The sequence below is a fragment of the Bifidobacterium bohemicum DSM 22767 genome, assembly GCF_000741525.1.
Lineage (GTDB): Bacteria > Actinomycetota > Actinomycetes > Actinomycetales > Bifidobacteriaceae > Bifidobacterium > Bifidobacterium bohemicum.
In genome coordinates, this window is the sequence record NZ_JGYP01000004.1 from 168,872 (window position 1) to 181,957 (window position 13,086).

The 13,086-nt window shown below is 60.0% G+C and carries 11 protein-coding genes and 2 pseudogenes; 7 read left to right on the forward strand and 6 right to left on the reverse strand.

What is annotated here, in order from left to right:
* Window positions 1–92: 92 nt before the first annotated feature.
* From BBOH_RS06475 to BBOH_RS06495, 5 genes are all read right to left on the reverse strand, one after another.
* Window positions 93–923: a non-canonical purine NTP pyrophosphatase gene (locus BBOH_RS06475; protein ID WP_033522345.1), complete on the reverse strand. Its 831-nt coding sequence runs from the start codon at window positions 921–923 to the stop codon at window positions 93–95.
* Between the two features lie 171 nt (window positions 924–1,094).
* On the reverse strand, window positions 1,095–1,859 hold the full coding sequence (rph, locus tag BBOH_RS06480; protein ID WP_033522397.1) for a ribonuclease PH: 765 nt from the start codon (window positions 1,857–1,859) through the stop codon (window positions 1,095–1,097).
* Window positions 1,860–2,001: 142 nt separating this feature from the next.
* Window positions 2,002–2,628, reverse strand: a complete 627-nt coding sequence (locus tag BBOH_RS06485; protein WP_033522343.1) for a Pr6Pr family membrane protein — start codon at window positions 2,626–2,628, stop codon at window positions 2,002–2,004.
* 299 nt (window positions 2,629–2,927) lie between these two features.
* Complete coding sequence (locus tag BBOH_RS06490; RefSeq protein ID WP_044098248.1) at window positions 2,928–3,944, reverse strand: InlB B-repeat-containing protein; 1,017 nt, start codon at window positions 3,942–3,944, stop codon at window positions 2,928–2,930.
* Window positions 3,881–5,317: a BspA family leucine-rich repeat surface protein gene (locus BBOH_RS06495; RefSeq protein ID WP_081930394.1), complete on the reverse strand. Its 1,437-nt coding sequence runs from the start codon at window positions 5,315–5,317 to the stop codon at window positions 3,881–3,883. The genes BBOH_RS06490 and BBOH_RS06495 overlap by 64 nt, the downstream gene beginning before the upstream one ends.
* A gap of 588 nt (window positions 5,318–5,905) precedes the next feature.
* Here BBOH_RS06495 and BBOH_RS06500 point away from each other — a divergent pair.
* Both BBOH_RS06500 and BBOH_RS09595 read left to right on the forward strand, forming a co-directional pair.
* Window positions 5,906–7,229 (forward strand): annotated as a pseudogene (locus BBOH_RS06500) (nicotinate phosphoribosyltransferase).
* 550 nt (window positions 7,230–7,779) lie between these two features.
* Window positions 7,780–8,064 (forward strand): annotated as a pseudogene (locus tag BBOH_RS09595) (transposase); the annotation flags it as partial.
* A 106-nt stretch (window positions 8,065–8,170) separates the two neighbouring features.
* Here BBOH_RS09595 and BBOH_RS06505 read toward each other — a convergent pair.
* Window positions 8,171–8,455 carry a DUF3039 domain-containing protein gene (locus BBOH_RS06505; RefSeq protein WP_081930408.1) on the reverse strand — a complete coding sequence of 95 codons (285 nt, stop codon included), beginning with the start codon at window positions 8,453–8,455 and terminating at the stop codon, window positions 8,171–8,173.
* A 796-nt stretch (window positions 8,456–9,251) separates the two neighbouring features.
* Here BBOH_RS06505 and coaD point away from each other — a divergent pair.
* From coaD to rnc, 5 genes are all read left to right on the forward strand, one after another.
* Window positions 9,252–9,746: a pantetheine-phosphate adenylyltransferase gene (gene coaD / locus BBOH_RS06515; RefSeq protein WP_033521621.1), complete on the forward strand. Its 495-nt coding sequence runs from the start codon at window positions 9,252–9,254 to the stop codon at window positions 9,744–9,746.
* A gap of 1 nt (window position 9,747) precedes the next feature.
* Entirely contained in the window at window positions 9,748–10,791 is a 1,044-nt protein-coding gene (locus tag BBOH_RS06520; protein ID WP_044098250.1) for an ATP synthase subunit B family protein, read from the forward strand.
* Between the two features lie 76 nt (window positions 10,792–10,867).
* On the forward strand, window positions 10,868–11,527 hold the full coding sequence (locus tag BBOH_RS06525; protein ID WP_033521620.1) for a YceD family protein: 660 nt from the start codon (window positions 10,868–10,870) through the stop codon (window positions 11,525–11,527).
* 83 nt (window positions 11,528–11,610) lie between these two features.
* Complete coding sequence (rpmF, locus tag BBOH_RS06530; RefSeq protein ID WP_033521618.1) at window positions 11,611–11,805, forward strand: 50S ribosomal protein L32; 195 nt, start codon at window positions 11,611–11,613, stop codon at window positions 11,803–11,805.
* A gap of 281 nt (window positions 11,806–12,086) precedes the next feature.
* Window positions 12,087–12,911: a ribonuclease III gene (gene rnc, locus BBOH_RS06535; RefSeq protein ID WP_143242372.1), complete on the forward strand. Its 825-nt coding sequence runs from the start codon at window positions 12,087–12,089 to the stop codon at window positions 12,909–12,911.
* Window positions 12,912–13,086: the final 175 nt, after the last annotated feature.

Below are 13,086 nucleotides of genomic sequence, written 5' to 3' on the forward strand. Positions count from 1 at the left end.
GGAATTCCACCCGCCCCGACAAATCCGCTTCAACACGAACCCGCCTCGAGGCGCCTGCATAGTGGGACCGGCACCATTAAGAAGTCGAAAAATCAGCGCAGAAGGGCTCTGACGGTCGGGGCCAGGGCGACAAAGGCCTTGTGCCGGTGCGAAATGGCGTTTTTCTCCGACGCGCTCATCTCGGCACTGGTGCGGGGCTGAGCACCCTCCCGGACCGCGACAGGGCCATTCTCGGCGGTCTGGTCATCGGGTACGAAGATGGGATCGTAGCCGAATCCATGCTCACCACGTGGTTCACGCGTCAGCATGCCGTGCATTTCGCCAAGTCTGACGGTTTCACGCATGCGCAGAACTTCGTCATCATGGCCGGCAACGCCGCTGGGAACACTCGTGTCATCGGCACCAACGGCGGTGGGCACGAAGCCTTTATCCGCGAAACAGCCGCCGTCGGAGACGTCGGCGGCGTTGCCGGTCACATTATCGGTGACGCTGCCAGCACCATCCGCACCGCACGCATCCAGCCGCTCAGGGACGACCAGAGCGGCCGCACAGCAAAAACGAGCACCACGCTTGTCATCGGGGATGTCGGCCAGCTGGGCGAGCAGCAGATCCATATTCGCTTTGTCGTCGCCATGCACCCCGGACCAGCGGGCCGAAAGGATGCCAGGAGCCGCGCCGAGAACGTCCACAATAAGTCCGCTGTCGTCCGCAAGCGCCGGCAGACCGGTGCGTCGTGCGACATCGCGGGCCTTCAGCAACGCGTTTTCCTCGAAGGTGACGCCGGTCTCCACCGGGTCCGGCAAATTGAGCGAACCGGCCGAAACCAACTCGACATCAGCGGCCGCGTCGGCCAGTTCGTCCTCGAGTATCCTGCGGATCTCCGGTAGTTTGCCCTCGTTATGCGTCGCGACGACGATCTTCATGTTTACTCCCCTGCTCGAACCCGACGCGCACCCATCATCAGAGTGCCTATGAGTGTGCCACACTTCAAAACCCGACGGACGAAACCTGCACCTTGGAGACGATCACCGCCCCCCCCCGGATGGGGACCACGACCGGAACAGACCCATGTGACGCATTGTCTTCATCGCGTTTCAGTCCTCGGCAAGCGCGGCCTTCTGCGCGGCCTGAAGCTCGCGGTTGCCCTTGGTCGCCAGGTCGAGCAGCGCGTTCAACTCCTCACGGGTGAACGGGCGATGCTCGGCGGTACCTTGAATCTCAATGAATTCGCCGGACCCGGTCATGGCCACGTTCATGTCCGTCATGGCCTGGCTGTCCTCGACGTACGGCAGATCGAGGCGCGGCGTGCCGTCGATCACGCCAACCGAGACCGCGGAAATCTGGTTCTTGATGACGCGGGCGGCCGAACGGATATGCTTGTGGCGCTCCGCCCAGTTGAGAGCATCGACCATCGCGACATACGCGCCGGTGACCGAAGCCGTACGTGTGCCGCCGTCCGCTTGCAATACATCGCAGTCGAGTTGCACCTGGTTCTCGCCCAGCGCCTTCATATCCACGACCCCGCGCAGGCAACGCCCCACAAGCCGCGAAATCTCCTGCGTACGCCCGCCGACCTTGCCCTTGACGGACTCGCGTGGGGTGCGTTCGGAGGTGGCGCGGGGCAGCATCGCGTATTCGGCGGTGACCCAGCCAAGCCCGGAGTCCTTGCGCCAGCGCGGCACGCCGGGTGCGAAGGTGGCGGTGCACATCACGCGCGTGTTTCCGCATTCGATGAGTACGGAGCCTTCGGGCGCGTCGGTGAAGTGACGGGTGATTTTCACCGGCCGCAGTTCATCGACCGCGCGTCCATCGGGACGTATCACAGTATCGGCGTTCAGTAAATCCTTGATTTCAGCCATACCGCCAATGTACACGACCCCAAGCACTATCGGCCCGGATACCCCGGACCATACACAAAAGCGCCGGAGCGTTTCGACGGCGACCGGTTTCGCCTCAACGACCCCGCACCGACGGCGCTTTCCCGATTGCCGGAAGAGCGCGCTATTTCAGCAACGGCTTTTTGGGCAGGGCCCGATCGACCAGGAAAACCACGAATGCCAGGACCGCGAAAGCCGCAAGATAGGTGACGATGTTGACGCCGAATTGCCGCCAGCCGATCTTGGACACGTCGATGAACCCATACGGATAGGAGCTGCCATCATCCGCGGGGCCGGCGTTCGGCCACAATCCGGCACGGATGAGCACGAAGGCGATGTAGATCGGGAAGTAGATTAGCCACGAGAAAACGTAATGCCATTTGAAGCGACGATGCGCGTCGAACAACACGAAATCCAACAAAGCCAGAACCGGGACCACCTTATGCAGTACCGGAGCGGTCACGACGCCGAACACGTATTTGGCCTTGGCCGGGTCACCGGGGGGCAGTATGAACGCGCCTACGATGCCGGTGATCAGTATGTAGAGCGTGAGCACGCCCTTGAGCCATGCCGGCGGCTGTTTGCCATCGATCAGACGTGCGATTCCGGCCCACGCCATCACAAGCCCCAGCACGAAATTCGTCTGGTACGTGAAGAACACCCAGTAATCGGGCTCGCCCCAAGCCACGCTCGTCCAGGCCAGACACAGAAAGGCGATCAACAAGCGATAGATTCCCACAGCATATTTCATTGCGCCCAGTCTACGGAAACCTCGGGAAATCGATTTCAGGACAAAATGGCTCAGCAATCCGACCTCTTAATGGTCTTGTGGACACGAGGCAAGTGAAACCGAACTGAAATTGAAGAACCAGCCTGACCCACAGTGAAGAGCGCCCCCCACTGGATCGGGGCGGCCGGCATCCCAGGCCGGTCAACAGATGGCAATGGTCGTCTGGTAACGGTCACTAGAACTGACCCCTCAAATGTCCTCAACACCGAACCCGGACCGCTGGTCCGGCGGGCAGCAAGCATGGCCGGACCCGACCAATATCACAGCATGAACCTGTCGTAGTCCGTATCACGGTGACGAGGCGTCAACACCAGCCGGCGCCGCCGGTACGCCAACGCCAGCATCACCATCAGGAACAGCATCAAGACCAACAGGCACGCCAGACCGCCATAACCGAACCCGCGCACGCCTGACGACACCGAACTGCCCGCCACCGTGCAACGCGGCAGCCCCACATAACTCTCGTCATCCAACTGCGCGGCCAGCGACACCGAACCAGCCGAAGCGAACTGGCTCCCATCCCAAGCCACCGGCCGGGATGAGCCCGAGTTACGCGCCTCCAAACGCCGCGCCACATCATCCGGCATGCACGTCGGACGCTCCGGACGCGGCGACTGGGCCAAACCGTCACGCAACGAAGGGACCGGAGCGGGCGCCCCACCGGTCGCCGGAGCAGAAACGATCCCCGGCGCCGAGGCCAGCCCCAGCGGAGAGGCCAACGAACCCACTGATGCAGGAGCCGCACCGTTGCCGATGTTGACACCGTTGCCAATATTGACACCATTGCCGTTGCTATCGGCCTTGCCAGTGTCAGTGCCGAAATTACCGTTATGATCGGAACCACCGGAAGGCGGGTTATTGGAATCCGAAGATTCCCTCGCCCACTGCGCGTACAGGGTCGTCACCCCCGGCATCAACGATGCCTCCACGCCCGGCCGGTACGACACGCCCTTGCCGTCCGCCTTCGTGTTCCAACCCGTGAACCGGTAGCCGTCAAGCACATAGGAGTTGCCCGACACCTTGCGCGCGCGGTTCACCAGATCCGAACCCTTATACGGCGGATCCACCCGGAACACGTCATCGGCCACACTGCCTGTCGCCGACAGGCCGGCCGGCTCGTTCGCCACATACCGCACACGATACTCAACCGGCAACGGCTCCACCGGCGACGACGGCTTCGCCCACTGCGCGTACAGGGTCGTCACACCGCGCTTCAGACCAGTGACGGAGGTCCCGGCAGGATACGAGTCCCCGGTGCCGTCCGCCTCGTGTTCCAACCAACGAGCTTGTAATCCTTGGCAGCATAGTTGGGCACCGTAAACCTCAACGCGGCCGCGTCCGGGCCAACCATGTGCACGGACAACGGGTCGCCCGACACCGACACGCCCTGCGGCGCGTTCTTGTCGAACGACACATCCGCATACTGCTGCCACACGAACGTGCCGCCCCGGAACCCGGCCTCCTGCGTCTTCGCCGCCAACTGAGCCTTGTCGCTGCCCTTGTCCACACTGCTCACCCACGAACCGTCACCACTGGTCCAACGACCCGTATAACCGGCCGACTCCGCCACGCCACCATCCGAAGGCTCAGAAACAAAAGATCCCTCGTAAAGCCTCGTAAGCGGACCCACACGCAACACCGACAAATTTGCCGGGAACATCGTGGAGCTGATTAAACCGGACGTATCCCAACCCGACAAATCAACCGTCAAAGAGCTTCTCCCAGAACTCAAGAACATCGCCTCCGCACACTGGAAACTGCCCTTCCAACCAGACAAATTGACATTAGTCAGGTTATCAATCTGTCCGAACATCTCGTTCATGTACACGAGGTTCGAGACGTCCCAACCAGACAAATTGACATCAGTCAACTTCTCATCATACCTAAACATAGTGCTCATGTCCCTGACGTTCGACACGTCCCAACCCCTAAGAGGACCCAAATCAGCCAAAGCAGAATCCCAACCAAACATGCCGTACATGCTCATGACGTTCGACACATCCCAACCCCTAAGAGGACCCAAATCAGCCAAAGCAGAATCCCAAACAAACATGGAGCCCATGCTCWTGACGTTCGACACATCCCACCCCGCAAGCGGCTTCAAATCAGCCAAAGCAGAATCCCAACCAAACATGCTATCCATGTACGCGACGTTCGACACGTCCCAATGCAAAAGACCGCTGAAATCGGTCAAGTGCGGGTCATCTGCAAACAAGTCGCTCATATTATTGACGTTCGAGGTGTCGATTTTGTCAAGCCCGTCAATCCCCCTCAAGGACTCCAAGCCACCGAAGAGCTGTTGCATACTGGAGGGAGCCTTGATGCCGTCCTGGAACACAATCCGTGTGACATGGTCGGCCAAAGGATTCTTCTTTTCATAAGAAGTGAACCATGGGGCATCCGAGGGCTGGCCCATCACGGTGCCGCCGTGGACTCTGACGACGCAGCCACCGGAACCGTCGGATTCGATATCGTAACTGGCATCGCCCCACGAACCAGTTTTACGCCCCTGTCCTTCGACACACACGTCCGATTGCGCCGAAGGCCCGCCACCGTTCACCTGATCGTCGGCCGACGCGATGACCGGGCACATGACCACAGCCGCCGCGACCAACAGACCCACCGCCGCCTTACGCATGGACCTCATCATTCCCTCCAATTTTCATCCCTTCGCGCCCCAACACGGCGCGATATCTCGTGCCGCGAATTTTAGATGAAACTTGTGACATCTTCATGTCGGTCATCACCATAACTACATGCGCGCAGCAAGTCGAAGGGAGAAGGAACGCGAAGCGAAAAAGCCCCGAACCGAACCGGCCAAGCCATCAATGGTCCAGCCATGTCAACACGGCACGCCGCCGCATAGCGACCTCCCAACGCCGACATTCCGACGTACCAACAACAAACATAGCCTATATAACCTGTGGGCCGTGTCGAAAACGACCACGTCATCCCGTCCGGCACAAATAAATATCACAGACATCTTCCTCCCCGCATCGCCGCTTTCCGTAAGTTCTTGTTCAATACAGGACCGAAAGTCTTGTATGACAAGTTATCGTCATATGCCCGGGATTCGACACCGGCCCACGCTCACATGCTTGGCGTAACACGCAGCCCATCCATTCGACGCGCACAACCACCGGACTCAGACCATGTTTCGCCGCCCCTTTCAAACCCCAGACCCGCAAATCAACCGAACGTTCTAAAATGGCGGCGAACCACACCGAAAAGGATCACGATGACTAATTATTCGCCGGCACTGATGACCGACATGTACGAATACACGATGCTGGACGCGGCGCTGAAGGACGGCACCGCCAACCGGAAGTGCGTCTTCGAGGTCTACACCCGGCACCTGCCGGCAGGCCGACGCTACGGGGTGGTGGCCGGCACAGGCCGCATCCTCGACGAACTTGAGCGGTTCCGGCTTCGAGAGAAAGACCTGAAATTCCTCTCCGACCGCAAGATCGTGGGGCCAGATACCATAAAATGGCTCGAGGACTTTCACTTCAGCGGATCAATCAAAGGCTACCGTGAGGGCGAAATGTACTTCCCGAACTCGCCGGTCCTGCAGGTCGAAGGCACCTTCGGCGAATGCACGCTACTGGAAACGTTGCTGCTGTCGATCCTCAACTATGACTCAGCAGTCGCCGCAGCGGCCTCGCGCATGGCCACGGCCGCAGGCGACAGGCCCTGCATGGACATGGGCGGGCGACGCACCAACGAGTGGTCGGCCGTTTCGGCGGCCAGGGCGGCCGTGGTCGGAGGATTCCAAGGCACCGCGAACCCTACTGGCTGCACAACGCTATGGGCTAAAGGCCATCGGCACGGCCGCGCACTGCTTCACCCTCCTGCACGACTCCGAACGCGACGCTTTCCAAGCTCAAATCAATGCACTCGGCCCTGACACCACGCTACTGGTCGATACCTATGACATCGAAACCGCCGTGAAGACCGCCGTCGAAGTGGCCGGGCCGCAACTGGGTGGAGTTCGCATCGACTCCGGCGACCTGGCGCAACTGGCACAGCGCGTACGCAACCAGCTCGACGCACTGGGCGCGAAAAACACGAAAATCACCGTCACCAACGACCTGGACGAGTACGCGATCGCCTCGCTGCACTCCGCGCCCGTGGATTCCTACGGGGTGGGCACCATGCTCGTCACCGGCTCCGGCGCACCGACCTGCGCCATGGTCTACAAGCTCACCGAACGCGAAAACGCAGCCGGAATGATGGAGCCCGTGGCCAAGAAATCGAAGGACAAGGCCAGCACCCCCGGCCGCAAACTCGCCTTCCGTTCGTACGAGTTGGGGGTGGCGACGGACGAGCGGATCGTTTCCAGTTCCGAGGCCAAGTTGGCGGAATACAGGCCGGATCCGGATTGGCGCGATCTTCTGGTCGACTATGTCGATCACGGCGAAATCAACCAGGCATACCGAGGGCCCGAGGCCATCACCGCCGCACACGACTACCATGCCAAGGCACTGGCCGAGCTGCCAATCACCGCGCAGTCTCTGATGAAGGGTGATCCTGCAATCCCAACGCTTCTCGACGTGCTGTAGGCCGAATACGTCCAGAACGGCGGGCGACGAGTTCCAGCAATCTTCTTGATGAACTTAGCGATTGCCGCAATTCCTTTCGACCACCTCTGGCGGCACAGTCTCTATGGCCCTTTTTCAGCATTACTTACCGTTTCTGCCGAAAAGGGGCCAATTAGCCCGTCTAAATGGCTGTTTTTCGGCAGGAAGGTGTCGCTGTGCTGAAAAAGGGTCATTTGGAAGCGCTAATTGGCCTTTTTCGGCACAAACGGTGAACCCTGCCGAAAAAGAGCCGCGGGAAAATCCACCCATCCGTCGAATCGCCACGCAGCGTTGCATCGACCACTAGAACCCATCCGGAACTTCCAACAGGTCGGCGATAGGCACTCTGATCGAACGCGCGACCCGCTACACCGTGCCTCTCCACCCCAGCTGTTGGTATGGACTAGCAAGTGAGTCGAAGCGCGACTCCTCGTTTCACCGAACCTCTCCACCTGCCGTAAAGGCATGCCGCAGGACAGGTGCAGGACGCGACCATCAGGAAGACGGACGACCCGCCCCACCCCCGAGCCGATCGACGACCTGGGACCAAGGCGCGCAGATGACCCGACACGCCGGCATCAGGACCGCGCCGGACACGGACGCGTACTCCTGCGAGCCGCAATCGCCCCCCCCCCGGCGGCACGGAACCAACAAGAACGCCAACGAACTGTCGCGCCGGCACTTCCCCAAAGGCACCGACCTATCGGTCTACCCCGAGGAACACCTCGACGCCGTGGCCCGCGAACTCAATGACCGGTCCCGCAAGACCCTCGACTGGATGACACCCAGCGAGAAGATCATCCCACTACTCCAAAGCATCCGGCATTCTGAACCAGCCAACCAAACAGCAACGGCGCTGCGACCGCCACTAGACACCCGGCCGTTAGCACAAAAGCGGGGGCACGAACCAGAGTGCGCATGGGTCAGTGCATCATCTCGCTGTAGATGCGCTTGCACTCCGGGCACACCGGGTACTTCGACGGGTCATGCTTGGGCACCCAGACCTTGCCACACAAGGCCACCACGGGCCTGCCGGTACGCTGCGAAAGCTCCATGCGGTCGCGGGAGACGTAATGAGCAAAGCGGTCGGCATCGCCGTCATTGTCGCTCAGGTCCGGCTTTTCGTCGACCTCCGGCCGCTCGAGCACGGCCGTGCCACCCTCCGAACCTGAGTCAGGAGCCGAGGCTGGATTCTCGAACCCCGCCATGTCGCGCACAATGCCGAATTCGTCAACGTCCTCAAGATTCATCATGGCAGCCATCACCGCTCCTTATCGCTCACGTCCAGCACACGTCACTGCGCACCATCATAGCCGCCGCAGGTTACGAATACGCCGCGAACGGAAACGTCAAGGAGTGTAGAGCGCAGATCCTCGCCGAATGATTACGTGCAACGCCTTATTCGGTGCGGTATGCTACCTTCCTTGCAGCCGCAAGCCGACACCATAAGTTTTGCACGAGTGACGATGCAAGGCCACGTTCGGCCCGCAAACCGGCACCGGCACCAGGCCCGACGAGCACACGTGGCCCGATGAAGCCGCCAACGAAAACGCCAGCGACGTTGTCGGCAACGAGCGGATGACCCTGGCTCCGACCGGAGCCGTCTCTTCTTCCGGACATTGCCGGACCTCGCCGCCACCGGCACGCCTGCATCAAGCGAATTGTCGGTGGCTGCAACCCGTCAGAATCGTCGCACACGGGACCGGATCCACCTTGGGCACGATGCGAGCAACATCGCGCCCGCGAGCCAGCGGAGCCCAAGGCCTCCGGGCTTTTTATTGTTGTTGTGAGATCCCATGATGACAGGACCTCCTTCCTGTTTATCCGTTACACCGCCCACGCACGAACACGCGATATGGAACGGGAGCACAAAACCCACCGAATTCCATGCTTTCGTATTCGTCAAAACCCGTGTAGAGGGCGGCGGACCGAGGGGATGCGGGACGCGAACGGCCGCCGAGATGCCTGTGTGGAAAAATCAGCGTCAGGCGGTAGTCTTGAAGCATGACTATAGCAGTGTGCCCCGGTTCGTACGACCCCATCACGGCCGGGCATTTGGACGTGATCGAGCGCAGTGCGCGCATCTTCAGCGAGGTGCACGTGGTGGTGGCCGTAAACGCCACCAAAACACCGATGTTTTCGGAGCGAACACGCGTGGACGTGATTCGTCGCGCTCTGGCGAAGGACGGCTATCCGAACGTCAAGGTCGCCTCGACCGGCGGGCTGATCACGGACTACTGCACCAGAGTCGGCGCCACGGTGATCGTGAAGGGATTACGCCAGAACGGCGACTATGAGGCCGAGCTCGGCATGGCTCTCGTGAACCGCAAACTCTCAGGCGTCGAAACGATGTTCCTACCGGCCGATCCGCTGCTCGAGCACATCTCCAGCACCATCGTCAAGGATGTGGCACGCCACGGCGGCGACGTCACCGGCATGGTGCCCGACTGCGTGGTCGGCATGCTCGACGAAGCACTCAAGAAGGAAAAGAGCCAATAATATGGAAGAAAACGCGAACTTCGACGCGACGGCGGCACCCGACAAGCGGCCCACTCAGGCCGACGACAACGACGACACCTTTTCGAGCGTCGTACCGGTGGATGCAATAGCCGCACGGGTCGATGCCGGAACGGCCGACGAAACCAATCAGACGGCAATCAGTTCACGGCAACCAGGCGATGACGCCTACAGCGGCGACAACAACTTTGAGAGCCGTCGCGCCGATGGGTCGGACTCTATGGGCGATCCGATCCCGCAATACAATACAAGCGACGCCTCCGAAGCCCATGGCAACGCGGGTTCCGACGCCGAAGCCAAAGCGAAGCCGGTACCGCTGTTCAAACCAACCGATCTGCCGGACCTTGAAGAACACACCCACGACAGGTATGGCGATTCCGATGAAGACGACAATGCTCAGAGGGCCGGCAACCATGACGAATTCGAACGTGCATCAAACGCCAGCCGCGACGAGTTCACCACGGTCTACGACCTGATCGATCAACTGACCGAATCCGTCAATCAAGCCAAGTCCGGCTTTCTGAGCCCCGGAACCGTGCGACTTGATCGCCAGCAGCTCTTGGAACAGCTTGATGATTTGAAGACGATGCTGCCGGTCCAGCTCGAACGCGCCTCATCACTGATGCGGGAGGCCGAGCGGCGGCTCGACAACGCACAGGCCGAGGCCGACTCCATCGTCGCCAACGCGAAAAGCCAGCAGGTGCAGATCATCGCAGAGGCGCAAGAGCAGGCGCAGTTCCTGGCAAGCCAGGAGCGGGTCACCGACCTGGCTCGACAGAAAGCCCGTAAGATCACGGACGAAGCGCAAGCCAACGCCCTCAAACTCACGCAGGGTGCCAACACCTACTGTGCGCAGGTGATGAAGACGCTCAGCGAACAATTGACCGCCTACGGCCGCGATGTGAAGAACGGCATCGACGTGATCGACGAACGTCAGAAAGCCGCCGCGCAGCAGCTTGCCCAGGTCGAGGGACGGCAGACCGGCCAGACGGACGGCACGTCACCGAGCAAAAAAGACAAGCACTGAAAAGACCAGGGCGAACAGTCTGTTCCGCCCGGGGTCTACCGTACATACAGATCCGAGCATTTGAAAGAAGGACAGCATGGCCAGACCCGAAGATTCCCGGTGGGCGATTGCCGTGGGGCAGGTATCGACACGCCCCGGCCAGAGCGACAGCGTGAACCGCACATTTCCGGCTCCGAGCGGCATCGGCGACGAAGTGGTGGGAGTGAACCAGGGTGACGAGGTGCCTGTAAACGGCTCAATCGACTCAATCACCGACGGACTGGTGTTCACGGGAACCATGAAGGCTCCAGTGCACGCCGAGTGCACTCGATGCCTTGGCCCGGTCAACCGCACCTGGGACATGCCATTCACGGCCTTTTTCCCATACGATTTCACCATCGCCGCGACGCGGGGCGACGAAATTGACGACGGTAAGACCGGCAAGCATAAGGTACGAGGGAACTCGGCCGACCGCATGAAGGACGAGGAGACGGAAATCTTCGCAGACGAGGATGAGTCGGAAGACATCTATCCTTTCGTTGAGGGCGGAGCTTTCATCGACATCGAGGCGCTGCTGCGTGACACCATGGCGGAGGGACTGCCGCTACAGGTGTTGTGCCGCCCGGACTGCAAGGGTTTGTGTCCTCAGTGCGGCGCGAATCTCAACGATGATCCGGATCATCATCACGAAGTGATCGACGACCGTTTCGCCGCGTTGGCCGAACTCAAAGAACAACTGGAACGCAAACAAAACTGATCGGCGCTTCCGCTTGTACGGGACTTAGGCTAGACTTGAGTCCGCTTAAGCTTAAAGCCGTTCGAACGAAATAGAGGAATATCATGGCATTGCCCAAGTACAAGACTTCGCGCGCCAACACGCATTCGCGCCGCTCCAACTGGAAGGCCAGCGCGGTCAGGACGATCAGCTGCCCGAATTGCGGTGCGCCCGCATTGCCGCACATGGCCTGCCCGAACTGCGGTTCCTACCGTGGCCGCACCTATCGCGAGGCTGTCAGCAACACGCTGAGCAAGTAAGACGCAAGTCCGTGAAGGACCCTGCCATCGACGGGTGGCGGGGTCCTTTTCGATGAAAACAGACTTATTTCTTATTCCGTAACCAATTTCGACAGATATGCGTCAGCGACACACGTACAGTAACAGGCACACAGCGACAGATATACAAAATGGCGGAATTCCAGCATCCTTGATTACATAGTTTTATGCTATCGGGAATCGGTGCGGCCACGAAACGAATTTCACAGTCGCACCGGCAGGTTCAAATGACGGCAAGCACGCAATATGACAAAAGGAGCATGATGAGCAAGACGGACACCAATCGGATTGAGTCGAGGGACGACGCGCGGCAGACTGACGGCGAGGCCACGCCCACCCCGCAGGCCGAGCTGCTGGAACGTCTCGGCACCACGCTTTCGCCGGATCTGCTCATCCAGGCGCTCACACACCGCTCGTTCTCACATGAGCACAACAACGCGCCGAACTACGAACGTCTGGAGTTTCTAGGCGATGCGGTGCTGGAACTGGTATCGACCGAAACACTCTACCGTGACCATCCCGATATGAACGAAGGACAGCTGGCGAAGATGCGCGCGAAGGCGGTCTCCGAAGAGTCGCTTTCCGCCATTGCACGGGAGAAGCTCAAAGTGGGGCCGTATATCTTGCTTGGACGTGGTGAGGCGGACTCCGGCGGTGCCGAGAAGAGTTCGATTCTGTGCGACATCGTGGAATCGTTGATCGGAGCGACGTTCGTTGAGCACGGTATCGACGAGGCCCGGCACGTGGTGCACCGGCTTGTGGACGATGAACTGCGGGAGGTAGCCACTGAAGGGCCGGCGCTCGACTGGAAGACCTCCTTGACCGTGCTCGCCCATGAGAAGGGGTTCAAGGAACCGTATTATCGCATGTCCGTTGGAGGCCCGGAGTATGCGCAGGTCTTCACCGCAAACGTGGTCATCGAAAAATCCGGCAAAAACACGAAACCGAACGAGGAACAGGTTATCGGCACAGCGACGGGCACCAGCAAACGCAAGGCCCAGCTCGCAGCCGCGGAAATCGGTTGGCATTATCTCAAGGAGGCAAAGCCTGCCGAGTCGCGACATACCCACACATCACAGTCAGATTGAGGATCAAACCGCCACTAATCGTGGACGGCGACGATGCCATCAATGCACTTGACGTGAACCTTGATTGGCGATCCTGCGTCAAGCCATATGATTCAGAACCACACGGTTCAGAGCCATATCCCCTAAGCAATGTGAATCGATGCGAACCATTCGTCCTTCCGTGGCCGTCATAAGT

What these genes read in the sequence shown, in the direction of transcription:
- BBOH_RS06475 (WP_033522345.1), bottom strand. Translation starts at nt 923, where the DNA reads ATGAAGATCGTCGTCGCGACGCATAACGAGGGCAAACTACCGGAGATC.
- rph (WP_033522397.1), bottom strand. Translation starts at nt 1,859, where the DNA reads ATGGCTGAAATCAAGGATTTACTGAACGCCGATACTGTGATACGTCCC.
- BBOH_RS06485 (WP_033522343.1), bottom strand. Translation starts at nt 2,628, where the DNA reads ATGAAATATGCTGTGGGAATCTATCGCTTGTTGATCGCCTTTCTGTGT.
- BBOH_RS06505 (WP_081930408.1), bottom strand. Translation starts at nt 8,455, where the DNA reads ATGGCGGGGTTCGAGAATCCAGCCTCGGCTCCTGACTCAGGTTCGGAG.
- coaD (WP_033521621.1), top strand. Translation starts at nt 9,252, where the DNA reads ATGACTATAGCAGTGTGCCCCGGTTCGTACGACCCCATCACGGCCGGG.
- BBOH_RS06520 (WP_044098250.1), top strand. Translation starts at nt 9,748, where the DNA reads ATGGAAGAAAACGCGAACTTCGACGCGACGGCGGCACCCGACAAGCGG.
- BBOH_RS06525 (WP_033521620.1), top strand. Translation starts at nt 10,868, where the DNA reads ATGGCCAGACCCGAAGATTCCCGGTGGGCGATTGCCGTGGGGCAGGTA.
- rpmF (WP_033521618.1), top strand. Translation starts at nt 11,611, where the DNA reads ATGGCATTGCCCAAGTACAAGACTTCGCGCGCCAACACGCATTCGCGC.
- rnc (WP_143242372.1), top strand. Translation starts at nt 12,087, where the DNA reads ATGAGCAAGACGGACACCAATCGGATTGAGTCGAGGGACGACGCGCGG.